The sequence below is a fragment of the Streptomyces sp. NBC_00569 genome, from assembly GCF_036345255.1.
In the GTDB taxonomy this organism is placed as follows: domain Bacteria; phylum Actinomycetota; class Actinomycetes; order Streptomycetales; family Streptomycetaceae; genus Streptomyces.
On record NZ_CP107783.1, the window covers coordinates 4,270,398 to 4,294,253 of the forward strand.

Sequence of the window (23,856 nt, forward strand, 5' to 3'; positions counted from 1 at the left end):
CAGCTCGGTCACTCGGGCTCCTCGGCTCGCACACCACCGGCATCCCATGTCCACTGTCCTCAACGCGCGAGGGTTCCAAGCGATTCCGTGCCCTTCCGGCACGCCCCGCGGTGCCGACTCGCTTGCCACGGTTTCCCACATGGCGGCTTCGGGGGCAAAGAACAGGCGTTTCGGCGGACCGGACTGGTGGTGGGGGTGCCCTGGTCGGCGATACGTTCCAGCAGCAGGGACGCCAGCTGCCCGGAGACCTCCGCGCCAAGGGCGCCCATCGCGACGCCGTCGCGGACGTCGAGTCGCTGGAGCAGGACGTCGCCCACGCCGATCACGGCAGCACCGCGCTGCCCTACGACCGCGCTCTGAACGTGAAGCCGGCCGATGCCGCGGATGCGCTGCGCGCGCGTCGGCGAGGGAGTGGAGAAGCTCCCGGACTTCCTCAAGGAGATCCCGGTCCTGGATCTCGCCGCCGCGGGCACGTGTGGTCTGCTGGAGGCGCCGGACGACCACGACAAGGGCTGGTCCTGGCAGCACTCGACAGCCGTGGACGGCGGTGCCGACGTCGGCGGCCTCGTCGCCGGTACGGCCATCACCGCGGGCCTGGTGGCCGCCGCACCCTTCGACGTCCCCGTGGCCGTGGTGGCCGGGGTCGGCGGCGCGGTCGTGATCGGCGCGACCGGTGTCATCGATCACGCCTTCCACGAGCACTGGAGCGAGGGCATCCACAAGGACGGCGTGGTGGGCGGTGTGCTGCACGGCAGCGGTCATGTCCTCTCCCAGACCGGGGACGACTTCAAGCGACTGGGGAAGGACGTCTGGGGTGGCATCAAGAGCATCTTCTGAGGTCCCCGCTGCGGGGGCCTCGCCCGTGCCGGGCGGTGGACGGATTCCGGTGCTGCCCGGGCTCGGGACCAGTTGGTACGAGCGCGGGGCGCGGTACTGGATGCGGCGTACCGGGACCGGTGTGCTGTGGCTGGTCGTGCCGGCGTTCTTCTGTTTCGTCTCGCTGAGCCTCTACTCGGGCTTCCGTGAGGCGCTGCCGTCGGGCGTGCGCACCGTGTGGGACGTGGCGCAGGTCGTCGCCGGCTGTGTGGGCGCCGTCTGGGGTTGGATCGTGCAGCGGCGGGCGCACCGCGGGGACCTGCTGGACCCGCCCCGTCCCGGGCGGGCGCGTGCCGCGCGGCGTGCTTCCGTCCGGCGCTCCACCGGTCTGGCCGTCCTCGGCCGTGGCCTCGTGGTGATCGCGGCTCCTGTCATGCCGGCGTTCGCCGCGTTCTGCGTGGGCTGGAGCGTCGCCGCGCTCACCGTGCGCGAGTATCCGACCGAGGTCGGCGCGCGGCGGGCCATGCAGGAATAGGCGGGGTGGGCTCGCCACATCAGCAGGCGTATCGGCGGGCGTATCGGCGGGGCATCAGCGAGTGTTTCGGCGGGCGTGCCGCGGTCACGGGTGGCCGCCCGAGGCGCGCAACGCCGCCGCGTGGTGGCGCAGGGGTTCGATCTCCTCGGTGGCGCGCTCCAGTTCCGTCAGCCAGGTCCGTGTCCGGGTGTCGTCCGCGGCGTGCTTCAGGCACTCGCCGATCGCCGTGGACAGGACCTTGAGCTTGTTCTCGTAGACCGTGAGGTAGTCGTCCATCGCCGTGCGGGCGGGGTGGACCGTGGAGTTGAAGAGCACGCCGACGCTCTCGCCGCCGGACGGGGCCAGTTCGCGCACGCGGTCGGCCATCCGGGTCAGGCGTTCCCTGATCTCGTCGGGGCTTTCCCAGGCCGGGGGTCCGTAGGCCAGCACCCGGACCGCGTCCCATGTCTCGCTTGTCCGGCCCCTCTTCGTCCTGCCGCAGTCGAGGGACAGGCTCACCCCGTAGAAGTCCCTGCCCCGCTCCGCCTCCGTCGCCATCAGGGACACGGCGAATCTGTCGACGGCGCCCGCGGGGATCAGCTGACTGACAGAGTGGCGGTAACTCCCTTCCCTGAGCGGGAAGTTGACGGCGTACGCGGCGCTCGGGCCCATTCTCCGCTGCTGCGCCGGCAGGGGTGCGGTGATCGTCGCCCCGGGCAGGACGAGGACGAACGGCGGCTCGATCGGGGGGACGTGGAGCAGGCCTTCCACGTCCACCCGCACGCGTCGCACGATGCCGTCCAGGTCGCCCTCGTTGCAGACGGCGATGTCCAGGACCGGGCGCTCGGGGACCAGTTCGCCCAGAACACGCACGTCCGCGTCCGGCTCCGCGAGCAGCGACTCCGCGTCCTTCACCGTGACGTCGACGAAGCGGATCGCCCCGTCCTGCTTCCGCCGCGCCCGCAGCGTCGCCCACGCCGCGATGACCGCGCCGACGGCCGCCGCCACGATTCCCCCGGCGGCCCCCATGACCGCAATCAGCATCGCGCTCCCCCGCCCCGCTCCTCATCCCCGCGAACGTCATGAACCCCTGCGTCCGCCGGCCGTCACACAGCCGCTCTCGCAGCGTAGATGCGACCACTGACAACGGGCTGTGCTCACGGAGTCCGGGACGGTGTCCTCACGCCGCGAGGCGTACCTCGCCCTGGCGCGCGGGCGCCCGGTGGACGGCGGGCCGTGAGGCCGCAGCGGTGAGGCGGAGCAGTTCGGACCGGCCGAGGGCCAGGACGTCGGCGAGGCCGAGGCCCAGGGCGTGGGCGGCGGCCGCGAGGACCTCCGACGACGCCTCTTTGAGGCCGCGCTCGATCTCGGAGAGGTACGGCAGGGAGATGCGGGCGGCGTCGGCGACGTCCTTCAACGTGCGCTCCTGCGCGAGGCGCTCACGGCGCAGGACGTCCCCCACGATGTCGCGCCAGAGCGGCTCCTTGGACGGGGGCCCGGCAGACTCCGCCGGGCCGGGACGCAGGTCCGGGCGCAGGTCCGGGCGCAGAGGGATGACGCGGGCGTGGTTCGACGCGTGGCTGCTCACGGGTTCAGCCTAGGAGCGGTGCACGCGGTACGGCCCGCCGTTCTGCCCCCGGCATAACGGCCGGCGCAGCACCCGGCCCGCGTCACACGCGCCCCCGCCCCGCCTCGGCCCGCATCCGCGCGGCCGTGCTCGACGGGTCGTACCCCTCCGGAACCCCTTCCACGAAGATCACCTCGCCGTCCAGGTTCCGTGTCCGCAGCGGGATGAGCTCCTGGTAGGCGTCGGAGTCGTACCAGCCGTGGGCCGCGGCCTTGTCGGGGAACGAGATGACGACGACGCCCCCCGGCCACGACCCCTCGATGTCCTCCAGCTGGGCGCCGTGCACGAGGAAGCGGCCGCCGAACGGGTCGAGGGTCGACTGGATGCGCTCCATGTAGTCGAAGACCTCTTCGTTCGGCACGGTGGTGTTGCGCAGAGCGGCGATGGCGTAGGCGGTCATGAGGTCCTCCCCGGCAGGATCGGTTCGATGACTCGATCCTGCCGGGGGACGGACGGGCCGTCGATTACGCCTCAGGTAATGCTCCGGGCGATGCCCCGGGTCGTGCGACGGGCGACGGCCGGGGTCAGATCGTCGCCGTGTCGATCACGAAGCGGTACCGCACGTCGCTCGCGAGCACGCGCTCGTACGCCTCGTTGATCTGGCTCGCCTCGATCAGCTCGATCTCGGCACCGAGGCCGTGCTCGGCGCAGAAGTCGAGCATCTCCTGGGTCTCCTGGATGCCGCCGATGCCGGAGCCGGAGAGGGACTTGCGGCCCGCGATCACGGAGAACAGGTTGATGGAGATGGGCTCCTCGGGGGCGCCCACGTTCACCAGGGCGCCGTCCGTCTTCAGGAGCGAGAGGAACGCGCCGAAGTCGAGCGGGGCCGAGACCGTCGACAGGATGATGTCGAAGGTGCCGGCCAGCTCCTCGAAGGTCTTCGGGTCGCTGGTCGCGTAGTAGTGGTCGGCGCCCAGCTTGAGGCCATCCTCCTGCTTGCGCAGGGACTGCGACAGGACGGTCACCTCGGCGCCGAGCGCGTGCGCGATCTTGACGCCCATGTGGCCGAGGCCGCCCATGCCGAGGACGGCGACCTTCTTGCCGGGGCCCGCGTTCCAGTGCCGGAGCGGGGAGTACGTGGTGATGCCCGCGCACAGCAGCGGCGCGGCCTCGTCGAGGGCGAGGCCCGCGGGGATGCCGACGGTGTAGTTCTCGTCGACGACGATGTGGGTGGAGTAGCCGCCGTAGGTGGGCTCGCCGTTCTTGTCGAGGGCGTTGTACGTGCCGACGTTGCCCTTGGCGCAGTACTGCTCCAGGCCCGCCTTGCAGTTGTCGCACTCGCGGCAGGAGTCGACCATGCAGCCGACGCCGACGCGGTCGCCGACGGCGAACTTGGTCACGCCGGGTCCCACCTCGGTGACGATGCCGGCGATCTCGTGGCCGGGGACCATCGGGAAGATGCCCTCGCCCCAGCCGTCGCGGGCCTGGTGGATGTCGGAGTGGCAGATGCCGGCGAACTTGATGTCGATCAGGACGTCGAACTCGCCCACCGGGCGGCGCGGAATGGTGGTGCGCTCCAGCGGAGCCTTTGCGGAGGGTGCGGCGTAGGCGCTGACGGTGGTGATCTGTGCGGTCATGCATACAGCCTGCCCCAGCCGGAGGCGTCCTCCGGGCTCAGGGCCTTGCCCCGCTTTGCGTACGCCCACTGGTCCTACTACTGGCGGGGTCAGGAACACCTTCGTACGACTGTGACGGCCCGGCGATACTGGAGGCATGGACGATGACGGGACCCGCGCCGCCCCGGCCGCCGGCGAGCCGCTGGACCGGCGTGCCGAGCTGAGCGAGTTCCTGCGCACCCGGCGGGCCCGGCTGAAGCCGCAGGACGTGGGGCTGCCGGACTTCGGCAGGCACCGGCGCGTGCCGGGCCTGCGCCGCGAGGAGCTGGCGCAGCTGGCCGGGGTGTCGGTGGCGTACTACACGCGCCTGGAGCAGGGGAACGGGCGGAACGTGTCGGCGGAGGTGCTCGACGCGATCGCGCGCGCCCTGCACCTCACGGACGCGGAGCACGCGCATCTGACGCATCTGGCGAAGCCGAAGCAGCACAAGAAGAAGCGGGCCTCACGGGAGCAGCAGCAGGTGCGCGGGGCGCTGCGGCATCTGCTCGACAGCCTGGAGGGCGTGCCCGCGTACGTGTCCGGCCGGCGCTCCGAGGTGCTCGCCTGGAACCGGATGGCCGCGGCGGTCTTCGGCGACTGGAGCGAGCTGCCGCCCCGGGAGCGGAACTGGGCGCGGATGGTGTTCCTCGCCCCGGCCTACCGTGACCTGTTCGTGGAGTGGGATTCCAAGGCGTCCGACATGGTCAGCTATCTGCGGCTGTACGCGGGCTGCCACCCGGACGACCCGGAGCTGTCGGCGCTGGTGGGTGAACTCTCCGTCAAGAGCGAGGAGTTCAGGCGACTGTGGGCGACGCACGACGTCAAGGAGAAGAGCCACGGCGTGAAGCGGCTGCGGCATCCGCTGGTGGGTGAGCTGAGCCTGTCGTACGAGAGCATGAACCTGCCCGACGACGAGGAGCAGTATCTCGTGGTCTACCACGCGGAACCGGGCTCCCCGTCGGCCGAGGCGCTGCGCCTCCTCGCGAGCTGGGGCACGGACGCGGTCCGGGCGGGCCTGGGCGAGAACCTGCGACCCCACCCGGACCGGTGACGAGCACCCGACCGGTGACGAGCACCCGACCGGTGACGACGGCCCCACCCGACCGGCGGCGGAAGGCGCACCCGACCGGTGACGAAAGGCCGCTCTACGGCTGATAGGGCGGCGCCGCCCCCCAGTTCCACAGTGGTACGGGCTGTTCGGCGGGCCGGGCCGCGTCGGGGCCGGAGAAATACACGGCGAGCCGGGTGCCCCACTCGATGTAAGCGCTGAACGCCGAGCGGAACTCGGCGTCGGACGGCAGGCCCGCCTCGTCCGCCGCGTCGTGCATCAGATTGACCCAGCGGCGGCGCTGCGGCTCCGTGATGTGCTTGCCGACGTGCTTGGCGACCATGTGGCTGTGGCCGCCCTGCTGTTCGGAGTAGGTGGCGGGGCCGCCGAAGACCTCGCCGATCCACAGGGCGACGTGCCCGGCGTGCTCGGGCGGGAGGTCCGCGAAGAGCGGGCCGAGGAGGTCGTCCTTGAGGACCTTGTCGTAGAAGACGTCGGTGAGCCGCGCGAAGGCGTCGGCGCCGCCGGCCCAGTCGTACAGGCTCGGCACGGACGCGCCGGTGCCGCGCACCGAGGTGGGCTTGTAGTGGCGCATCTCGTCGATGTTGCCGACGTACGGCCTGATCTCCGCGAGGAAGTCCTGGAAGAGGTCGGACTTGCGGAAGCCCTCGACGTGGTCCTCGGTCGAGGTCCAGGTGATGCGCAGGATGAAGTGCTCGAAGTCCTCCTCGCAGCGCGCCAGTTCGTAGTCGACGCACTGAGGCGCCGCGGCGAGCCGGCCGGCGGCGCGCGTGTAGGCCGCGAGGAACTCGGCGGACCGGTCCCCGGGGATCCGGTAGCGGATGTACTCGACTGTCTGCGTCGTCATGACATCAGCAAAACACGGGTGGCCCGCCCCGGCCATGAGGTCGGGACGGGCCACCCGGGCTGTCAGCGCTGGGCGTAACGGGCCACGCCCGTCACTACGCCGGCGGGCGTAGCGCGCCTACGCCACGCGTCGCGGCTACTTGCCGTAGTACGCGTTGTAGACCGAGATCGTCGACTTGTTGCCCTTCTTGTCGGCGATCTTGGCGTGGAAGGAGACGGCCTTGCCCTTGGCCGGGTTCTTCACCGTGACCTTGCCGTTCTTGACGTCCAGCTTCTTCCACGTCTGCCCGTAGTCGTAGGAGACGTACACGGCCAGCGACTTCAGGTTGCTGCCCGCGGCCGCGCCCTGGACGGTGACGGGAACCGACTGGGTCCTGTCGGCGGGGGCGGTGCTGTCGAGGCCGACGGCCGCGTCGAAGCGGACCGTGGACAGCGGCAGCTTGGCCGCCTCGGCGGAGGAGGCCGGCTTCTTCGAGCGGAACGTCCAGCTGGCGTCGACGCGGGTGGAGGCCGCGGCGATCTTGACGCTGCGCTTGATGGACGTCGACAGCTTGTACTCGGCGTCGCCCGAGGTGACCTTGAAGGGCTTCTCGCCGACCAGCGGGTCGTCGTTCTCGCCGACCTTGGTGCTGCCCTTGTAGAGGGTGGTCTTCACCGAGAGGTACCGCGAGTAGCCGGCGTGGGTCTTGCCGTCGGCGTACATCGGCAGGTTGCCGTAGATCTCGTTGCCGTCGCGGTAGACGCCGTAGTCACCGCCGATGCGGGGGCCGAAGACGCCGGTGTTGAACGTCTTCTCGTACGCCTTGCCGCCCTGGAACGACTGGGGGGTGCCCAGCGTGTAGGCGGCCTCCTCGGTCGGGAAGCCGTCGCTGTCCTCGGGGCCGTTCTGCGCGAAGTCCAGGCCCCACTTCACCTTGTCGCCGGTGGAAAGGTGCAGGGTGCGGGTGCCGGGGAGCTTCTGGTCGACGGCGACGCTCCAGCCGCCGTCGCTGACGGGCAGCATGCCGAGGGCGCCGATCGAGCCGGTCTTGTCCTTGGCCGCACCGCCGAGCCCGACCTTCACCGTGGCGAGGTCGCTCGCCTTGTAGTGCTTGGTGTAGCCGGTGGCGAGCTTCTTGACGGCGCCGCCCGCGACGGTGTCGTACTCGGTGTCGGTGCCCTTCGCCCACACACCGGTCCACTGCTGCCGGAGCTTGACGCCGGTCGGCTCCGGGCCGAGGCCGGCGGTGCGGAAGTTGGTGTACGAGTCCAGGATCCAGCCGTAGCCGGACGAGGAGTCGGCGGTGTCGAGCGCGAACTCGGGTGCGGCCAGGATGCCCTTGGCGGCGGTGTCCGGGACGGTGACGTCGACGGGCTTGGTGGTGCGGGCGTCGAGCGTGACCGTCGTGTTCCTGGTGACGTCCAGCTTCGGCTGCACCAGCCAGTCGGCGCCCTTGGAGAAGTCCTCGGGGTCGGCCACCAGGTACTCGTTCAGGATGTAACTGCCCTTGGGGACACGGACCTTGACGGTGCCCGAGTTCGGGTCGTAGGCGTCGAACGTCGCGTCCGTGCCGATGCCGGCCAGGGAGGTCTCGTAGCCCTGGGCGTCCTTGCCGTCCCGCCCGATGTGCTTGAGCGTCACGTCGTACGACTCGACCTCGCGCTGCACGGCGGCCGCGGTGCGCACGGACTGACCGCCGCCCGTCGCCACGACGTACGCGGAGTACGCGCCGTCGACCGTGCCGCCGAGCTTCGTGTTCGCGGTCAGGTCGACGGAGGCGGTGCCGCCCGCGGGGACGGTCACCTTCGTCGCGCCGAGCTTGAAGAAGCCGGCCGGGGCGGCCTGGCCCTTCGGGTTGGTGCCGGTGGCCGTCAGGTCGAGGGTGACGTCCTTGTCACCGGTGTTCCTGTACGTCACCTTCTTGGTGATCGCGGCGTCGTCGGTGTGCGGCCACTGCGCGACGCCGAAGCTCACCGAGACGGGCTCGGCGAACACGGTCTGCTTGATGGCCTGGTCGACCTGGATGCGGCCCGAACCCTGCTCGAACGGCGTGTACTTGCCGCCCTTGGTGGAGCCGGTGAGGACACCCTTGAGCTCGGTGGACTTCCAGTCCGGGTGCTCCTGCTTGAGGATCGCGGCGGCACCCGCGACGTGCGGGGTCGCCATCGACGTACCGGAGATCGTGAGGTAGCCGGCGGGGTTCTCGCCGACCTCCTTGTCGATGACGCTGCCCGGGGCGGCCGCGGCCGTGATGTCGACGCCGGGGGCGGTGACGTCCGGCTTGACGGCGCCGTCGCCGATGCGCGGGCCACGGCTGGAGAAGTCGGCCAGCTTGTCGTTGTCGTCGACCGCGCCGACGGTCAGGGCGGCGTCCGCGCTGCCCGGGGAGCCGACGGTCGAGTCGCCGAACTCGCCTTCGTTGCCCGCGGCGATGGCGAACAGGATGCCCTTCTCCGCGGACAGCTTGTTGACCTCGGCCTCGAGCGGGTCGATCTCGGGGGTGTCGCCGCCGCCGAGGCTGAGGTTGACGACGTCGGCGCCCTGGTCGGCCGCCCACTCCATGCCGGCGAGGATGCCGGAGTCGTCGCCGTAGCCGTCGTCGCTGAGGACCTTGCCGTTGAGCAGCTTGGCGCCGGGGGCGACGCCCTTGAACTTGCCGCCGGACTTGGCTCCCGTACCGGCGGCGATGGACGCGACGTGCGTGCCGTGGCCGAAACGGTCCACCGCGTCGGCGGAGGTGGAGAAGTTCTTCTCGCCGACGACCTGGCCCTTGAGGTCGGGGTGGGTCGCGTCGACGCCCGTGTCCAGGACGGCGATCTTGACGCCCTTGCCGTCGTAGCCGGCCGCCCACGCCTTGGGCGCGCCGATCTGCGGGACCGACTTGTCGAGGCTGGCCTTGCGCACGCCGTCGAGCCAGATGCGGCTGATGCCGGAGGCGGTGCCGCCCCGGGAGGTCGTGACGGCGTCCCAGAGGCGGGTGGCGTCCTGCTTGGGCGTGGTGACGGCGTCCGCGTTCAGGGACGTGAGGGTCCTGCGGACCGTCGTGTCACCCGCGTCGCGCACGTCGGCGCGGGCGGCGGTCGCGGCGCCCCGGTAGCCGACGATCACCTTGAGGCCGTGCTTCTGGGCCTTGCGGTTGGCCGACTTGGAGAGCTCGGTGACGTCGAAGAGCCGCTGGTCGAGCTTGCCGCTCGCGACCAGGCGCTGTGCGTCGGCCGGCACCACGAGGGTGTGGCCGCCGACGGTGCGCGTCTGCGCGGGGATGTGCTCACGGCCCTTGGCGTGCTGGTAGCCGACCGGCTTCCCCTTCGCGTCGAGAGTGACGCGGTCGCCGGTGATGAGCGTGAGGTGCTGCTTGGGCGCGGCCTTCGCGGCCTCGCCGGACTGCGCCGCTGGGGCGGCGGCCACGGCCGGGGTGGTCAGACCCGCGGTGAGGACGACGGCCGCCGCGGCGGCCACCGTCGTGGCGCTCAGTCTCTTCGAGGTTATTCGTGCCTGTCTGTGCAACTTTCCCCCTGGTGACGGTAGTTCACCGGCGGGAGACCCGAGCGGCCCCCCTGCAGAGAGATGATGCAGGGGGGCCACGGGTTGTGCACGGAAGCGATCGAAATCAGACAGCTTTTGAGTTTTCGGTGATGGTGATCCGGCCCTTGCGGATGGTGGCGAGCCGCGGCGCCCTGCGGGCGATCGACGAGTCGTGGGTGACCATGATGAAGGTCAGCCCGTGCTCCTTCCACAGGGTCTCGAGCACGTCCATGATCTCGTCGCGCATGGACTCGTCGAGGTTTCCGGTGGGCTCGTCGGCGAGCAGCACCTTGGGGTTCTTGACGAGGGCGCGGGCGATGGCGACGCGCTGCTGCTGACCGCCGGACATCTCCGAGGGCAGATGACCGAGCCGCTCGCCGAGACCGACCGAGTTCAGGGCCTGCGCGGCGCGTTCGCGGCGGTCGGCGGCCTTGAGGCCGAGCGGCACGAGGGCCGTCTCGACGTTCTCCTGCGCGTTCAGCGTCGGGATCAGGTTGAAGCTCTGGAACACGAACCCGATGGACTCGGCGCGGAACTTGGTGAGCCGCGCCTCCGGGAGCTTCGCCAGGTCGACGCCGTCGAGCTCGATGCTGCCCGCGGTCGGCCGGTCGAGCCCGCCGAGCATCTGGAGGAGGGTGGACTTGCCGCCGCCGGTGGGGCCCTGGATGACGAGCCGGTCGCCGTCGCCGATGGTCAGGTCCACCCCGGCGAGCGCGTCGACGGTGTCCTTGCCGCGCCGGTACTGCTTGGTGACGCCTCTCAGCTGATACATGGTGCAACTCCTGCGGTACGTAGAGGTGTTCGGGAGGCCGCGCGGTGCGGCTACTCGACGCGGCGCAGGGCGTCGGCCGGGCGCAGCCGGGAGGCGCGCCAGCCGCCGAAGGCGCCGGCGATCAGGCCTCCGGCGACGGCGAGGCCGACGGCGAGCGTGATGGTGGTGGCGCTGACGGGAGCGCTGAGGGCGATGTCGAGGGTCTTGCCGGCGCTCTGGCGCATGCCGGGGCCGCCCGTGGCGCCGCCGCCCGCGCCGGAGCCGAGCTCGGCGGTGAGGGTGGGGCTGATCGCGGTGACGGCGTAGGCGCCCGCGAGGCCGACGGCTATGCCGAGGGCGCCGCCGACGAGCCCGTTGACGACGGCCTCGCCGACGACCTGGCGGGTGACGCGGCCTGACTTCCAGCCGAGCGCCTTGAGCGTGCCGAACTCCCGTACGCGGCGGGAGACCGCCGACGAGGTGAGCAGCCCCGCGACGAGGAACGCGGCGACGAGCACGGCGATGGAGAGCCACTTGCCGACGTTCGCGGCGAGGTCGGACGCGGTGGACAGGGAGCCCGAGACGGTGTCGGCGAGGTCGGCCGACGTGGTCACCGTCGTACCGGAGATGTTCTTCTGGATGGTGGCCTTGACCGCGGAGATCTGCTGCGAGTCGGTCGCCTTCACATAGACCGTGGTGATCTTGTTCTTGGCGCCGGCGAGGGTCTGCGCCTGCTTCAGCGGCACGTACAGATTGGCGGCCGCGTCACCGCTGTCGGGCGTCGCGATGCCGATGAGCTTGTACTTGACGCCCTTGATCTTGACGGTGTCGCCGAGGGCGAGCTTCTTCTCCTTGGCGTACGACGTGTCGGCCACGGCGACCTTGGCGTCGGTCTCGGACGTCTTGAACGTGCGCCCCTTGGTGACCTTGGAGGAGGTGAGGGGGCCGAGGCCCTGCTTGGCGACGTCGGTGCCGTACACGCTGTAGGAGTTGACGTCGAAGGAGGCGCCGCCGCCCTCGACCCGGCCCTGCGGCTGGCCGCCGGAGCCGCCCGGACCGCCCTGGCCCGTGGCGCCGCCGCTCTGGTCCTGCTTGAACTGGCCGCGCTTGAACTCGCCGCTGACCTTCATCACCTGGAGGCTGAGGCCGCCCACCGAGTCGGCGACGCCCTTCTGCCCGGCGACCTTCGCGACGGTCGACGAGGCGAGGGTCTGGAAGCCCTGCACCATGACGCGGTCGCTGCTCTGCTCCTCGCCGTCGTCCTTGGCGCCGAACTCGAAACGCGGCCGGCCGGTCTCCCCGCTCTTGGGTGCCTCGGCGGCCTTGGTGACGGTCATGTCGGTGCCGAGGCCGTACAGGGACTGGAGGACCTTGTCCTGGGCCTGGTTCATGCCGGAGGACACGGAGTTGACCACGATGACCAGCGCGATGCCGAGCGCGAGCCCGGAGGCGACGACGAGGGCCGCCTTTCTGCGGCGGCGCAGTTCGCGCCTCAGGTAGGTGAAGAACATGCCGTGAAGCTAGGGACACACCGTGATGATCGGATAAGGCCGGGATAAGAGACCGATGAGAACTCTGGAATCGCGGAAGGCCCGCACCCCGGCGACGGGGTGCGGGCCTTCCGCGAGAACTGTCGGGCCGAGGACCGTCAGGCGGCCGAACCGGCCTTCCACTGCGCCCAGTCCAGGTTCCAGCCGTTGAGGCCGTTGTCCGGCTGGATGGTCTTGTCGCCGGTGTTCTTCACGACGACGACGTCACCGACCATGGAGTTGTCGTAGAACCAGGCGCCCGGGGTCTTCGGGTCGTCAGCACCCTTGGCGTCGGACAGGCCGACGCAGCCGTGGCTCGTGTTGGCGCTGCCGAAGATCGACTTGGCGCCCCAGTAGTTGCCGTGGATGAAGGTGCCGGAGTTCGACAGACGCATCGCGTGCGGCACGTCCTTGATGTCGTACTCGCCCTTGCCGTCGGTGCCCTTGAAGCCGACCGTCGAGCCGTCCATGCGGGTCTCCTTGAACTTCTCGGAGATCACCATCTGGCCCTGGTACGTCTTGTTCTCCGGCGAACCGGCGGAGATCGGGATGGTCTTCACGACCTTGCCGTCGCGCGTGACCGTCATGGTCTTGGTCTCCGCGTCGACGGTCGAGACCTGGTTGCGGCCGACCTTGAAGGTGACCGTCTTCTGCTGCACGCCGTAGACGCCGTTCGCGCCCTCGACGCCGTCGAGGTTCAGCTTCAGCGTGACCGTGGAGCCGCCCGTCCAGTAGTCCTGGGGGCGCAGATCGAGGCGCTGGTTGCCGAACCAGTGGCCGACGACCTCCTGGCCGCTGCTGGAGGAGACGGTGATCCCCTTCTGGACGTCGGCCTTGTTCGTGATCGCCTTGTCGAAGTTGATCGAGACCGGCATGCCGACGCCGACGGTGGAACCGTCCTCGGGCGTGAAGTTGCCGATGAAGCTGTTGGCCTGCGAGACCGTCGTGAACGAGGCGTTCTCGTGGGCCGCGCGGCCGCTGGAGTCCTCGGCCTCGGCGGCGATCTTGTAGACAGTGGCGCGCTGGAGCTGGCTCGCGGGCTTCCAGCTCTTCTTGTCAGCGGATATCTGTCCCTGGACCGCCGCACCCTCTGCGGTCGTCATCTTCACGTTCGTGAGCGAACCCTTGCTCACGGTGACGGCGGCTGCGTTGTTGATGCCGGCGTTGTCGGAGCCGTCCTTCGGCGCGATCTTGATCAGCGCCTCCGACGTCTTCTGAGCGGCGGCCTCGTCGACCTGGGCCTGTGGCGACTTCCCGCCGCCACCTTCGGCACCGTTCGCCTGACTGCCGTTTCCGCTGCACGCGGAGAGCACCAGCACTCCTCCGACCAGAGCGGACGCGGCCATCAGACCCTTGCGCCGCTTACTGTCCGTCATCACACGCATCTCCATCGTCGACGATTTCCCAACACCCCCGAAAGCCCTGCGGGCCCCGATCCCCGCCAGGCGGGAATCCCAATAGCCCATGTAACGCCATGACCCGGTCGTACCGTTCCAATTCGGTCCCCGATGTGGGGGACGCCACGTCGGAACTGGCGTGACCAGGCATGCACCAGTGGTAGCGGAACCCCCCTGGTACCCCCTGTGGGACGAGGAAACCCCGGCCGGCGGTTGCCACCCGGGGGCCCGAGTCCGCGCGGTCCGGCCCGGCCCCGCATCCCGCCCTAGTCGTCCGCGTCGAGAGCGTCACCGGACTCGTCATCATCCACGTCGAGGTCCCAGTCGGGCGAATCCGGATCGTAGTCGACCTGTTCGCTGGACCAGGAAGCCTGCACGAGGTCCGCCCCGGGCACCTCGCCGACCAGGTCGAACGGGTCGACGAGATAGGCGAGCGCCTCGGCCTCGTCCTCGTTGACGGCTGCCTCGGCGTGGGCCCGCTCGTCGGCCGCCATGTCGTCGTCCTCGGCGATGCGCTGCAACGCGGCCCCGGTGATGGCGGCGGAGTCCTCGATCTCCAGGACCAATTCAACGCGGAGCCGAACAAAACGTGATGTCTCAGAGGTGCTCATACGACGGAGCGTATGCCTCACCCCACCCGCGACTTTCGTGTGACCCGCACCTTTCACTAACATCGGCTCACACGGCCAATTCGCCAGCTCCACAAGGGGGATCGATTCCGTGTCCGCCGCACGACGATCGCTGCTCACCGCCACTGCCGCCGGGACACTCCTGGCTGCTCTGTGGTTCGTTCCGTCCGCCACCGCGACGCCCGAGAAGACAGCGGAGGCAGATCAGCAGCAGACCGCGACAGCGGTACACGCACAGTCCGAGGACCAACTGCGCCTGGCCGACACGGGAACGGTCGACACGACGCCGTACGTGATCGGCGGCTCGGCGTTCCTCGGGATCGGCGCGGGCTTTTTGACGTACTCGGCCAGGAAGAGCCGCGAGTCGGCCTTCTGAGCAATCAAGGGCGGGCCGCACCCCGGGGTGCGGCCCGCCTTTGATTGCGAACCCCTAGGCCAGCGGCCCCGTCACGGGCTCCACGGCCGCGACGAGGTGCCCGCCGCGCACGAAGGCGTCGGCGGCCGCGAGGTCGGGGGCGAGGAACCGGTCGGGGCCGGGACCCTGAACTCCCGCGGCCCGTACGGCGTCGATCACGGCGCGCGAGGCGGGAGCGGGCATGAGGCCCTCCCGCAGCTCGATGCCGCGCGTGGCCGCGTACAGCTCGACGGCGACGATCCGCGTCAGGTTGTCGATCGCGGTACGCAGCTTGCGGGCGGCCGACCAGCCCATGGACACGTGGTCCTCCTGCATGGCGGAGGACGGGATCGAGTCCGCGGAGGCGGGGACGGCGAGCCGCTTCATCTCGCTGACCAGGGCGGCCTGCGTGTACTGGGCGATCATCAGGCCGGAGTCGACGCCCGCGTCGTCGGCGAGGAACGGCGGCAGCCCGTGGGACCGGTTCTTGTCGAGCAGGCGGTCGGTGCGCCGCTCGGCGATGGACCCGAGGTCGGCCGCGGCGATGGCGAGGAAGTCGAGCACGTAAGCCACGGGCGCGCCATGGAAGTTGCCGTTCGACTCCACCCGCCCGTCCGGCAGCACGACGGGGTTGTCCACGGCGGACGCCAGCTCGCGCTCGGCGACGAGCCGGGCGTGGGCCATGGTGTCCCGCCCGGCTCCGGCGACCTGCGGGGCGCAGCGCACGGAGTACGCGTCCTGCACGCGCGGCGCGTCGTCCTGGTGGTGCCCGGTGAGCTCCGAACCCTTCAGCACGGCCAGCATGTTGGCCGCGCTGGCGCCCTGGCCGGGGTGCGGCCGGATGGCGTGCAGCTCGGGCGCGAGGACCTTCTCGGTGCCGAGGAGCGCCTCGAGCGACAAGGCGGCAGTGACGTCGGCGGACTTGTACAGGTTCTCGAGATCGGCGAGCGCCATGACGAGCATGCCGAGCATGCCGTCGGTGCCGTTCAGAAGGGCGAGGCCCTCCTTCTCGCGCAGCTCGACGGGCGCGATGCCGTGGGCGGCGAGCAGCTCGCCGGCGGGGGCGACGACGCCGTCGGGCCCTTCGGCGTCACCTTCGCCCATCAGCGTCAGGGCGCAGTGGCTGAGCGGGGCGAGGTCGCCGGAGCAGCCGAGGGACCCGTACTCGTGCACGACGGGCGTGATCCCGGCGTTGAGCACGTCGGCCATGGTCCGGGCGACCTCGGGCCGCACACCGGTGTGTCCGGAGCAGACGGTCTTCAGCCGCAGGAACATGAGCGCGCGCACGACTTCCCGCTCGACGCGCGGTCCCATTCCCGCCGCATGCGAGCGGACGATGTTCCGCTGCAGCTGAGCCCGCAGCTCCTGGCTGATGTGCCGGGTGGCGAGTGCGCCGAACCCGGTGGAGACCCCGTACACGGGCTCCGGCTTCGCGGCCAGCGCGTCCACGACCGCGCGGGCCGAGGCGAGGGCGGCCACCGCCTCTTCGGAGAGCTCGATCCGGGCATTCGCCCGCGCCACGGCGACGACATCGGCCGCGCTGACGCCGGACGTCCCCACCACCACAGTGTGCATATCCATATTCAGGAGCGTACGAGGTGAAGAGTCCAATGTCACGACCGAGTTCGGGACGGACCCCTTACGCCCCCACGTCCCGCCCCCGGAGCCGGCGCCTCTCACTGTCGCCGACGGCGGGCGGAGGCGAGTCGGCGAGGCGCACGACGGGATCGTCGGGCCCGTCCCTCCCGGCGACAACGGGTTTCACGGCCCGCAGCGCCTTGGCCCGGTACTGGGCGGCATCGGCAAGCCGGAAGAGCCGACGCGCACTGAGCACCTCGCCGATCGGGTCACCGGTGGAAGCGATCCCGCAGGCGACCCCGTCCCCCAGCTCCAACTCGGAGGCGCGCAGACACAGTTCCTCGCCCGCCCGCACCACGTCGTCGGCGCCGGGCCCCACCGCCACGAGACAGAACTCGTCACCCCCCAGCCGCGCGGCCAGAGCGCCCGGCAGCATCGCGCCGCACAACGAGAGAACGGACCCGAACCGCTCCAGCAACCGGTCACCGACCGCGTGCCCCAACGAGTCGTTCACGCGCTTGAGCCCGTTCAGATCACACACGACGAGAGAAACAACGTCGCCTCCGGCACGATGCGCCTCGATGGCCTCATCGAGGCGCATGTCGACGGCACGCCGGTTCGCGAGCCCGGTCAGGGCGTCGGTGAAGGCGAGCCGCCGCGCCTCCTCCAGCCGCTCGGTCTGCGCGATGCCCGCGGCAGCGACGGAGGCGAGCACGGTGGCGAAGGCGGCATCCTGCGCGCCGAAGACCTCGGCGGACCCGGGCCGGGCGACGTACAACTCGCCCCAGGCGCGCCCATGGAGCACGATCGGCGCGACGACACAGCAACCGCGCCCGCGCCGGCGCAGGGCGGCGACGCGCTGATGGCAGTAGCCGCCGCCCTCCACGGTCCCGGCGGCGGTCTCGACCCAGGCGCGCGGAGCGCCCCCGCCCACCCACTGCTCGTGCAGGAACTCGGTGATCTCGGGAAACTGGTGAACGGGATAGGCCTCGTCCTCGGGGAACTCGACCTCACCCTCGGCGCGCTCCCCCACGTTCACCAGGACGCGCAGCCGCCCGCGCTCCCGCTCCCACACGGACAGCGCCGCGAAGGTGCCGGACAGGGCGCGACAGGCGCCGAGGGCGGCGGCCCGCCAGGACTCACGCGGAGACTGCGCCGCGGCCATCCCCTGCGCCATCGCGACCACGGCCCGCAACCGGACTTCCTCTCCCATAGGCCAAGATTAGGAAAGAAAAGCCCAATTCGATACATTCAAGACCCATACGAGGCCGGGAATAGTCATTCACCGGGCCACTGGGGCGCCCGCTTCTCATTGAAGGCGGCGACGCCCTCGGCCCGATCGCCGGAGAAGGCGACGGACCGCCAGGCGGCGTCCTCGACCTCGAGCCCGGCGCGCAGATCGAGCCCGTATCCCACCCTCAGAGCGCGCTTGGCGGCCCGAAGCCCCACCGGCGAATTGGCGGCGATGCGACCGGCGAGCTCGAGCGCGGCCTCACGGTCGTCGCCCACGCCCACCACCTGATCTACGAGCCCCGTCTCCAAGGCCTCCCGGGCCTCGACGCGCCGCGCGGAGAAGATCAGCTCAGCGGCTCTCGCGGCCCCCACGCGCCGGGGCAGCAACTGCGTACCGCCGCCGCCGGGAATCACGCCCACGGACACCTCGGGCAGCCCCACGACAGCGGTCTCGTCGGCCACGATGAGATCGCAGGCGAGAGCAAGCTCGAACCCGCCGCCGAGGGCGAACCCGTGCACAGCGGCGATGACAGGCATAGGAAGCTCGAGCACGCCCCCGTAGGCCCCCCGGGTCACGGGCCGCTGCCGAAGAAGCTCGGCATCGGAAAAGGAGTTCCGCTCCTTCAGATCGGCCCCGACACAAAAAGCGCGAGGGGCGGAAGAAGAAACGACAACGACCCGAGCGCCACCGTCAAGCGCAAGAGAGGCACACGCCTCCCCGACACTCACGGCCATGGCACTGGACACGGCATTCATGGCCTTGGGCCGATCGAGAACGAGCTCGGCGACAAAGCCGTGCCGCCGCACCTCGACGAACTCTCCGAACCGCTCGCTCACAGACCCTCCCGGTTAACGACAGTTAACAACGGCAGAATCCTAGAGCGGCCGCCGCGTCAGAAGCCAGGGCTCGACGACACCGAGCCCACGCACGGGCCGCTGCCACATCGGCTGAAGGGCGAACCGGTACGAGGGCGCGTCCTCGCCCTCCTTCTCGGCCAGAGCGGCGGCCTCGGCCTCGGAAGCGGGCGCCTCACCGGCCCGCTGCAGCTCCTCGGCAAACGCACCGTCGACGAGCACGGCATCCCGAGGAGCTATCGACGTGAGCCGGCTGGCGAGATTCACGGTGGTCCCGAAGACATCGCCCATCCGGGTCGTGACGGTCCCGAAGGCCATCCCCACCCGCACCTCGGGCATGGTCTCGTCATTGGCCATGGTCTCGATGAGCCGCAGGGCGATCTCGGCCGCGACGCCCGAGTCGTCGGCGGCGTACAGCACCTCGTCACCCAGGGTCTTGATCAACCGCCCGCCGTTGGCGGCCACCAGGTCGGCAGCGGTGGTCTCGAACGCCTCGACGAGCTCCCCGAGCTCCTCTTCCTCCATGCGCCGAGTGAGCCGCGTGAACCCGACCAGATCGGCGAACCCGACGGCAAGCCGCCGGTCCACCATCTCCTCGTCGTCGGCTGCCTGCACCACACGCCCGGTGGCCGCCGCCAGCTGCCGCCGCCACACGTAGACCAGAAACTCCTCCAGCTCGGGCAGGAGCAGCTCCATCAGGGGATACGTGACCTCGGTGCGGGTCATCCCGGGCTCGGGAGGCTCGGTGAGCCCTTCCAGGAAGGAATCGATCTGCCACTCGGCGAGCCGGGCGGTGGTCTGGCCCGTGGACCGGGCGACCTGCACGGCCATGGCCTCGCTGAGCAGCCCGGCCTCGACAAGACCGGCAAGCCGCCGCAGGGCGAGCACATCGGCCTCGGTCAGCGCCTTGGCCTGCCCGATGTCGGCAAACCCCATGGCCCGCCAGAACCGGGAGGCGAGCTCCATGGAGACACCGGCGCTGCGCGCGGCCTGGAAAGGCGTATACCGCCGCTCCGCGCCGAGAATGAGCTGCTCGAGACGGAGGGCAAGCGGATCCTCACCGCCGGCACCTTCCTCGACAGACCCGATGTCGGTTGGGGTGCCCGCGCCGGAGCCCGAGTCGTCGACGGTCACGCCTGCTGCCCTTTCCGATCTGCCACGGTCATGTATCGACCGGCCTCAACTTTACGGCAGGTGTGCCGCAGCTCACTCCCTCAGCACACACGAGTCCCGAGCCCCCGGCCAAGTACAAACCGAAACGAAAATCCCACCCATGACCATCCACGGACGAAACAAGGCCGGGCGACGGGGAGGGAAACCCCACCGACCGCGAGACACCCACGAGACCCACGACAGCGAACCCCACCGGCGGTGAGCCGCGTACGAGACGGGAGGGGACGCGGGGGCATGTGCGCGCGGAGCCACCAGCACCACGTACAGGCAATCAGCTCGCCGACGTGCACCCGTAGAACAGCGAGCACGTACATGCCCCCGCGGCCCCGCACTCAAAAGACAACCGGGCGCAACGACGGCACACCCGAAAGAAGACCCGGACCAACGACGGCGCACCCGAAACGAACCCCGGCGCCGCCCCCGGCCCGCACCGGAACCCCGTCAGTCCCCCGCCCGCAGATGAACGATGTCCCCCGCCCCCACAGGCTGCTGCACACCGTCCTCAGAGGCGATGACCAGCCGCCCGTCCCCGTCGACGGCAACCGCCTCCCCCACAAGCTCCATCCCGCCAGGAAGCTCGGCCCGCACATTGCGCCCGAGCGTCGCGCACCCCGCCGCATAGGTCTCCTGAAGCCGCGACACCGCAGGATCCCCACCCGCGGCCCGCCACTCGACGAACCGCTCCTCCAGCGACCGCAGAACGGCCCGCAGCAGCGGATCCCGGTCGGTGGAAGCGGCCCCGGCCAGGGCGAGCGACCCGGCCCCCGGCACAGGCAGCTCGTCGGCGCGCAGCGACACGTTGAGCCCGATCCCGACGACCACCCCGTCCCCGGCGCGCTCGGCGAGGATGCCCCCGGCCTTGCGCTCCTCGCCGCCCACATTCACCAGCAGGTCGTTGGGCCACTTGAGGGCGGTGTCGACCCCGGCGGCCCGCGCGAGCCCCGTGGCGACGGCCACCCCGGTGAGCAGGGGCAGCCACCCCCACCGCTCCACGGGCACTTCGGCGCCGGGCTTGAGGAAGACGGAGAAGAAGAGCCCGGACCGCGCAGGAGCGGTCCACTGCCGGTCGAGCCGCCCGCGCCCGGCGCTCTGCGACTCGGCGACGAGGACCGCCCCTTCCTCGGCCTTGCCGCTCAAGGCGAGGGCAACGAGATCGGAGTTGGTGGACCCGGTGGCGGGAACAACATCGACGGAGGACCAGAGCCCTCCGCGCACGAGAGCGCGCCGCAGGGCGGCGGCGTTCAACGGGGGCCGGTCCAGGTCCGACCACTGCTGACCGTCGTTCGCGCCGGAAGGATCGTCTGAAGCATTTCGGGGCGTCATGCAACCCACCCTAGGTGTGGTAAACGCCGCACTGCCGAACGGTATCCACGCCACTACGCTACGAGCCAGTAGCACCGGGGCCAGGCCTCGGCCGGCCCCGAACCCCACCGCACCGCACCGCCGCGCCACATCGCCCCGTCCCGTCCTCACGTCCCCATTGAGCAGCCAGGGAGCCGCATCCCGATGTCCGTTCCGGAAGAGCCCAACGTGTCCAGCGCCATCGACATCCACACGACCGCGGGAAAGCTCGCGGACCTGCAGCGCCGGATCGACGAGGCCACGCACGCCGGCTCCGCGCGCGCGGTGGAGAAGCAGCACGCGAAGGGCAAACTGACGGCGCGTGAGCGCATCGAACTGCTCCTGGACGACAGCTCGTTCGTAGAACTCGACGAATTCGCCCGCCACCGCTCCACCGCGTTCGGACTGCAGGACAACAAGCCCTACGGCGACGGAGTCGTCACCGGCTACGGCACCGTCGAAGGACGCCCGGTAGCCGTCTTCTCCCAGGACTTCACCGTCTTCGGCGGAGCCCTCGGCGAGGTCTACGGCCAGAAAATCATCAAGGTGATGGACTTCGCCCTCAAGACGGGCTGCCCCGTCATCGGCATCAACGACTCCGGCGGCGCCCGCATCCAGGAAGGCGTCATGGCGCTCGGCATGTACGGCGAGATCTTCCGCCGCAACACCCACGCCTCCGGCGTCATCCCCCAGATCAGCCTCGTGGTCGGCCCGTGCGCGGGCGGCGCGGTCTACTCCCCCGCCATCACCGACTTCACGATCATGGTCGACCAGACCTCCCACATGTTCATCACCGGCCCCGACGTCATCAAGACCGTCACCGGCGAGGACGTCGGCTTCGAGGAACTCGGCGGCGCCCGCACCCACAACACCAGCTCCGGCGTCGCCCACCACATGGCCGGCGACGAAAAAGACGCCATCGAATACGTCAAAACCCTGCTGTCCTACCTCCCCTCGAACAACCTGTCCGAGCCCCCCGCCTTCCCCGAGGAAGCGGACCTGGCCCGCACCGCGCAGGACGACGAACTCGACACCCTCGTCCCGGACAGCGCGAACCAGCCCTACGACATGCACACCGTGATCGAGCACGTCCTGGACGACACGGAGTTCTTCGAGACCCAGCCACTGTTCGCGCCGAACATCCTCACCGGCTTCGGCCGCGTCGAGGGCCGCCCCGTCGGCATCGTCGCCAACCAGCCCATGCAGTTCGCCGGCTGCCTCGACATCGACGCCTCCGAGAAGGCCGCCCGCTTCGTGCGGACCTGCGACGCGTTCAACGTCCCCGTCCTGACCTTCGTCGACGTGCCCGGCTTCCTGCCCGGCGTGGACCAGGAACACACCGGCATCATCCGCCGCGGCGCCAAACTGATCTACGCCTACGCCGAAGCCACCGTCCCCCTGATCACGGTCATCACCCGCAAGGCGTTCGGCGGCGCCTACGACGTGATGGGCTCCAAGCACCTGGGCGCCGACCTCAACCTGGCCTGGCCCACCTCCCAGATCGCGGTCATGGGCGCCCAGGGAGCCGTCAACATCCTGCACCGCCGCACCATCGCCGCCGCCCCCGACACCGAGCGCGAAGCCACCCGCACCCGCCTCATCCAGGAATACGAGGACACCCTCCTCAACCCCTACACCGCGGCCGAACGCGGCTACATCGACGCCGTGATCATGCCCTCCGACACCCGCGCCCACATCGTCCGCGGCCTGCGCCAGCTCCGCACCAAGCGCGAAAGCCTCCCGCCCAAGAAGCACGGCAACATCCCGCTCTAGAGCGCCCAGGACCGAGCAGCCGCCCGGAACGAGCCGCCGAAAGAGCCGCCCGAAAGGACCCGACCGATGATGATCAAGGTCGTACGGGGCAACCCGACCCCCGAGGAGCTGGCCGCCGCACTGGCGGTGGTCCAGGCCCGCGCCGCGGCGGTGGCCACCACCCCGCCCGGCGCGGCAGGCACCCGCGACGCATGGGCCGACCCGGCGAGGGTGGCGCAGGCGCGCCGCCCGGCCCCGGGGCCCACGAGCTGGGCGCGCACGTACTGGCCTGTCTAGGGCCCTGGTCCGTAGGTGGGGGTGCGCCTGAGTACGCGTACTCAGGCGCACCGCGAACCGGGCCAGCAGTATCGGATCCATGCTGTGGTCAGACCCCGAGAACGAGCCCCCCGAGGAGCTGCGCGAAACCCAGGCGATGCTCCGCCGAGCGGGCGTCGTGCTCGCGGTGGCGATGGTGATAGCGATGCTGGTTCTGGGAATCGTCTGAACCGATCCCCACCCCCACACCGCACCCTCGCCGCCGAGCAGCCCTCCCCGCACCCTCCGCCCGTCACTCGACGCGGCACCCCCAGCGGCCCACATGTGGAACCCTGACCGCATGAGTGATCCCCACGTGAGCACCCCGCGTCGCCGCCTCGTCCTCGCCTCCCAGTCCCCGGCCAGGCTGGCCCTGTTGCGCCAGGCGGGCCTCGCCCCCGAGGTGCTGGTCAGCGGGGTCGACGAGGACGCCGTGTCCGCCCCCACCCCGGCCGAACTGGCCCTGGCGCTGGCGGAGGCGAAGGCGTCCGTGGTCGCGGCGAAGCCGGAGGTGCACGGCGCGCTCGTGATCGGCTGCGACTCGGTGCTGGACATCGACGGCCAGGCGCTCGGCAAGCCGGCGGACGCTGAGGAGGCGACGGCGCGCTGGAAGTCGATGCGGGGCCGCGCGGGCACCCTGCAGACGGGCCACTGCGTGTACGACACGGCGACGAACCGCTACACGTCGGCGACGGCCTCGACAGTGGTCCGGTTCGGCGAGCCGAGCGACGCGGAGATCGCCGCGTACGTGGCGTCGGGCGAGCCGCTCCACGTGGCGGGCGCGTTCACGCTCGACGGCCGCTCGGCACCGTTCATCGACGGCATCGACGGCGACCACGGGAACGTGATCGGCCTGTCGATGCCGCTGCTGCGCCGCCTGCTGGCCCAACTGGGCGTAAACATCACGGACTTGTGGGCGGACTGAACGCGGCTCGCC

At 70.5% G+C, this 23,856-nt stretch carries 23 protein-coding genes; 8 read left to right on the top strand and 15 right to left on the bottom strand.

What is annotated here, in order from left to right:
* The first annotated feature begins 375 nt into the window (after positions 1-375).
* Positions 376-837: a hypothetical protein gene (locus OHO83_RS19065; protein WP_330279654.1), complete on the top strand. Its 462-nt coding sequence runs from the start codon at positions 376-378 to the stop codon at positions 835-837.
* 49 nt (positions 838-886) lie between these two features.
* A complete protein-coding gene (locus tag OHO83_RS19070; RefSeq protein ID WP_330279655.1) occupies positions 887-1,351 on the top strand; it encodes a hypothetical protein in 465 nt (154 codons plus the stop codon).
* A gap of 84 nt (positions 1,352-1,435) precedes the next feature.
* On the opposite strand, the gene OHO83_RS19075 is transcribed toward OHO83_RS19070, so the two are convergent.
* From OHO83_RS19075 to OHO83_RS19090, 4 genes are all read right to left on the bottom strand, one after another.
* Entirely contained in the window at positions 1,436-2,374 is a 939-nt protein-coding gene (locus OHO83_RS19075; RefSeq protein WP_330279656.1) for a hypothetical protein, read from the bottom strand.
* A 136-nt stretch (positions 2,375-2,510) separates the two neighbouring features.
* Entirely contained in the window at positions 2,511-2,918 is a 408-nt protein-coding gene (locus OHO83_RS19080; protein WP_330279657.1) for a helix-turn-helix domain-containing protein, read from the bottom strand.
* Positions 2,919-3,000: 82 nt separating this feature from the next.
* Positions 3,001-3,357 carry a DUF1330 domain-containing protein gene (locus OHO83_RS19085; protein WP_329434164.1) on the bottom strand — a complete coding sequence of 119 codons (357 nt, stop codon included), beginning with the start codon at positions 3,355-3,357 and terminating at the stop codon, positions 3,001-3,003.
* 124 nt (positions 3,358-3,481) lie between these two features.
* Positions 3,482-4,522, bottom strand: coding sequence for an NAD(P)-dependent alcohol dehydrogenase (locus OHO83_RS19090; protein ID WP_323187002.1), 1,041 nt, complete (start codon positions 4,520-4,522; stop codon positions 3,482-3,484).
* Between the two features lie 148 nt (positions 4,523-4,670).
* Here OHO83_RS19090 and OHO83_RS19095 point away from each other — a divergent pair, with 148 nt between their 5' ends.
* Positions 4,671-5,603 carry a helix-turn-helix domain-containing protein gene (locus OHO83_RS19095; protein WP_266673584.1) on the top strand — a complete coding sequence of 311 codons (933 nt, stop codon included), beginning with the start codon at positions 4,671-4,673 and terminating at the stop codon, positions 5,601-5,603.
* 94 nt (positions 5,604-5,697) lie between these two features.
* Here OHO83_RS19095 and OHO83_RS19100 read toward each other — a convergent pair whose 3' ends face one another.
* The 6 genes from OHO83_RS19100 to OHO83_RS19125 form a co-directional block, all read right to left on the bottom strand.
* Positions 5,698-6,468 (bottom strand): group II truncated hemoglobin, encoded by a 771-nt coding sequence (locus OHO83_RS19100; RefSeq protein WP_266673583.1) that lies wholly within the window; start codon positions 6,466-6,468, stop codon positions 5,698-5,700.
* A gap of 135 nt (positions 6,469-6,603) precedes the next feature.
* Complete coding sequence (locus OHO83_RS19105) at positions 6,604-9,906, bottom strand: S8 family peptidase (RefSeq protein WP_330279658.1); 3,303 nt, start codon at positions 9,904-9,906, stop codon at positions 6,604-6,606.
* A 151-nt stretch (positions 9,907-10,057) separates the two neighbouring features.
* The gene (locus OHO83_RS19110) at positions 10,058-10,744 is read right to left on the bottom strand and encodes an ABC transporter ATP-binding protein (protein WP_266673581.1); all 687 of its coding nucleotides are present in this window, start codon (positions 10,742-10,744) and stop codon (positions 10,058-10,060) included.
* 50 nt (positions 10,745-10,794) lie between these two features.
* The gene (locus tag OHO83_RS19115) at positions 10,795-12,234 is read right to left on the bottom strand and encodes an ABC transporter permease (RefSeq protein ID WP_266673580.1); all 1,440 of its coding nucleotides are present in this window, start codon (positions 12,232-12,234) and stop codon (positions 10,795-10,797) included.
* Between the two features lie 137 nt (positions 12,235-12,371).
* Positions 12,372-13,628 carry a L,D-transpeptidase gene (locus OHO83_RS19120; RefSeq protein ID WP_330279659.1) on the bottom strand — a complete coding sequence of 419 codons (1,257 nt, stop codon included), beginning with the start codon at positions 13,626-13,628 and terminating at the stop codon, positions 12,372-12,374.
* A 287-nt stretch (positions 13,629-13,915) separates the two neighbouring features.
* Positions 13,916-14,260, bottom strand: a complete 345-nt coding sequence (locus OHO83_RS19125; RefSeq protein WP_266673578.1) for a hypothetical protein — start codon at positions 14,258-14,260, stop codon at positions 13,916-13,918.
* 109 nt (positions 14,261-14,369) lie between these two features.
* Between OHO83_RS19125 and OHO83_RS19130 the strand changes: the two genes are divergently transcribed.
* Positions 14,370-14,654 carry a hypothetical protein gene (locus tag OHO83_RS19130; protein ID WP_266673577.1) on the top strand — a complete coding sequence of 95 codons (285 nt, stop codon included), beginning with the start codon at positions 14,370-14,372 and terminating at the stop codon, positions 14,652-14,654.
* A 54-nt stretch (positions 14,655-14,708) separates the two neighbouring features.
* On the opposite strand, the gene hutH is transcribed toward OHO83_RS19130, so the two are convergent.
* The 5 genes from hutH to OHO83_RS19155 all read right to left on the bottom strand — a co-directional run bounded on the left by hutH (position 14,709) and on the right by OHO83_RS19155 (position 20,834).
* On the bottom strand, positions 14,709-16,247 hold the full coding sequence (hutH, locus tag OHO83_RS19135; RefSeq protein WP_330280784.1) for a histidine ammonia-lyase: 1,539 nt from the start codon (positions 16,245-16,247) through the stop codon (positions 14,709-14,711).
* Between the two features lie 64 nt (positions 16,248-16,311).
* Complete coding sequence (locus OHO83_RS19140) at positions 16,312-17,463, bottom strand: GGDEF domain-containing protein (protein ID WP_266673576.1); 1,152 nt, start codon at positions 17,461-17,463, stop codon at positions 16,312-16,314.
* Between the two features lie 65 nt (positions 17,464-17,528).
* Entirely contained in the window at positions 17,529-18,320 is a 792-nt protein-coding gene (locus OHO83_RS19145) for an enoyl-CoA hydratase/isomerase family protein (RefSeq protein WP_329434168.1), read from the bottom strand.
* Between the two features lie 39 nt (positions 18,321-18,359).
* Positions 18,360-19,472, bottom strand: a complete 1,113-nt coding sequence (locus tag OHO83_RS19150; RefSeq protein ID WP_266560788.1) for an adenylate/guanylate cyclase domain-containing protein — start codon at positions 19,470-19,472, stop codon at positions 18,360-18,362.
* A gap of 480 nt (positions 19,473-19,952) precedes the next feature.
* Positions 19,953-20,834 carry a biotin--[acetyl-CoA-carboxylase] ligase gene (locus OHO83_RS19155; protein ID WP_266673574.1) on the bottom strand — a complete coding sequence of 294 codons (882 nt, stop codon included), beginning with the start codon at positions 20,832-20,834 and terminating at the stop codon, positions 19,953-19,955.
* A gap of 183 nt (positions 20,835-21,017) precedes the next feature.
* On the opposite strand from OHO83_RS19155, the gene OHO83_RS19160 reads away from it, so the two are divergent.
* The 4 genes from OHO83_RS19160 to OHO83_RS19175 all read left to right on the top strand — a co-directional run bounded on the left by OHO83_RS19160 (position 21,018) and on the right by OHO83_RS19175 (position 23,844).
* Positions 21,018-22,625 (top strand): acyl-CoA carboxylase subunit beta, encoded by a 1,608-nt coding sequence (locus OHO83_RS19160; protein ID WP_266673573.1) that lies wholly within the window; start codon positions 21,018-21,020, stop codon positions 22,623-22,625.
* Positions 22,626-22,691: 66 nt separating this feature from the next.
* On the top strand, positions 22,692-22,901 hold the full coding sequence (locus OHO83_RS19165) for an acyl-CoA carboxylase epsilon subunit (RefSeq protein WP_266673572.1): 210 nt from the start codon (positions 22,692-22,694) through the stop codon (positions 22,899-22,901).
* Positions 22,902-22,980: 79 nt separating this feature from the next.
* Positions 22,981-23,109 (top strand): morphogenic membrane protein MmpB, encoded by a 129-nt coding sequence (gene mmpB, locus OHO83_RS19170; protein WP_266673571.1) that lies wholly within the window; start codon positions 22,981-22,983, stop codon positions 23,107-23,109.
* Positions 23,110-23,220: 111 nt separating this feature from the next.
* Entirely contained in the window at positions 23,221-23,844 is a 624-nt protein-coding gene (locus tag OHO83_RS19175) for a Maf family protein (protein ID WP_266673570.1), read from the top strand.
* Positions 23,845-23,856: the final 12 nt, after the last annotated feature.

Excerpts from the sequence above, each read along its gene's own strand:
- OHO83_RS19075 (WP_330279656.1), bottom strand. The coding sequence starts at position 2,374 with ATGCTGATTGCGGTCATGGGGGCCGCCGGGGGAATCGTGGCGGCGGCC.
- OHO83_RS19110 (WP_266673581.1), bottom strand. The coding sequence starts at position 10,744 with ATGTATCAGCTGAGAGGCGTCACCAAGCAGTACCGGCGCGGCAAGGAC.
- OHO83_RS19125 (WP_266673578.1), bottom strand. The coding sequence starts at position 14,260 with ATGAGCACCTCTGAGACATCACGTTTTGTTCGGCTCCGCGTTGAATTG.
- OHO83_RS19065 (WP_330279654.1), top strand. The coding sequence starts at position 376 with ATGCCGCGGATGCGCTGCGCGCGCGTCGGCGAGGGAGTGGAGAAGCTC.
- mmpB (WP_266673571.1), top strand. The coding sequence starts at position 22,981 with ATGCTGTGGTCAGACCCCGAGAACGAGCCCCCCGAGGAGCTGCGCGAA.
- OHO83_RS19100 (WP_266673583.1), bottom strand. The coding sequence starts at position 6,468 with ATGACGACGCAGACAGTCGAGTACATCCGCTACCGGATCCCCGGGGAC.
- hutH (WP_330280784.1), bottom strand. The coding sequence starts at position 16,247 with ATGCACACTGTGGTGGTGGGGACGTCCGGCGTCAGCGCGGCCGATGTC.
- OHO83_RS19140 (WP_266673576.1), bottom strand. The coding sequence starts at position 17,463 with ATGGGAGAGGAAGTCCGGTTGCGGGCCGTGGTCGCGATGGCGCAGGGG.
- OHO83_RS19160 (WP_266673573.1), top strand. The coding sequence starts at position 21,018 with ATGTCCGTTCCGGAAGAGCCCAACGTGTCCAGCGCCATCGACATCCAC.
- OHO83_RS19115 (WP_266673580.1), bottom strand. The coding sequence starts at position 12,234 with ATGTTCTTCACCTACCTGAGGCGCGAACTGCGCCGCCGCAGAAAGGCG.
- OHO83_RS19175 (WP_266673570.1), top strand. The coding sequence starts at position 23,221 with ATGAGTGATCCCCACGTGAGCACCCCGCGTCGCCGCCTCGTCCTCGCC.
- OHO83_RS19165 (WP_266673572.1), top strand. The coding sequence starts at position 22,692 with ATGATGATCAAGGTCGTACGGGGCAACCCGACCCCCGAGGAGCTGGCC.
- OHO83_RS19155 (WP_266673574.1), bottom strand. The coding sequence starts at position 20,834 with ATGACGCCCCGAAATGCTTCAGACGATCCTTCCGGCGCGAACGACGGT.
- OHO83_RS19095 (WP_266673584.1), top strand. The coding sequence starts at position 4,671 with ATGGACGATGACGGGACCCGCGCCGCCCCGGCCGCCGGCGAGCCGCTG.
- OHO83_RS19085 (WP_329434164.1), bottom strand. The coding sequence starts at position 3,357 with ATGACCGCCTACGCCATCGCCGCTCTGCGCAACACCACCGTGCCGAAC.
- OHO83_RS19120 (WP_330279659.1), bottom strand. The coding sequence starts at position 13,628 with ATGACGGACAGTAAGCGGCGCAAGGGTCTGATGGCCGCGTCCGCTCTG.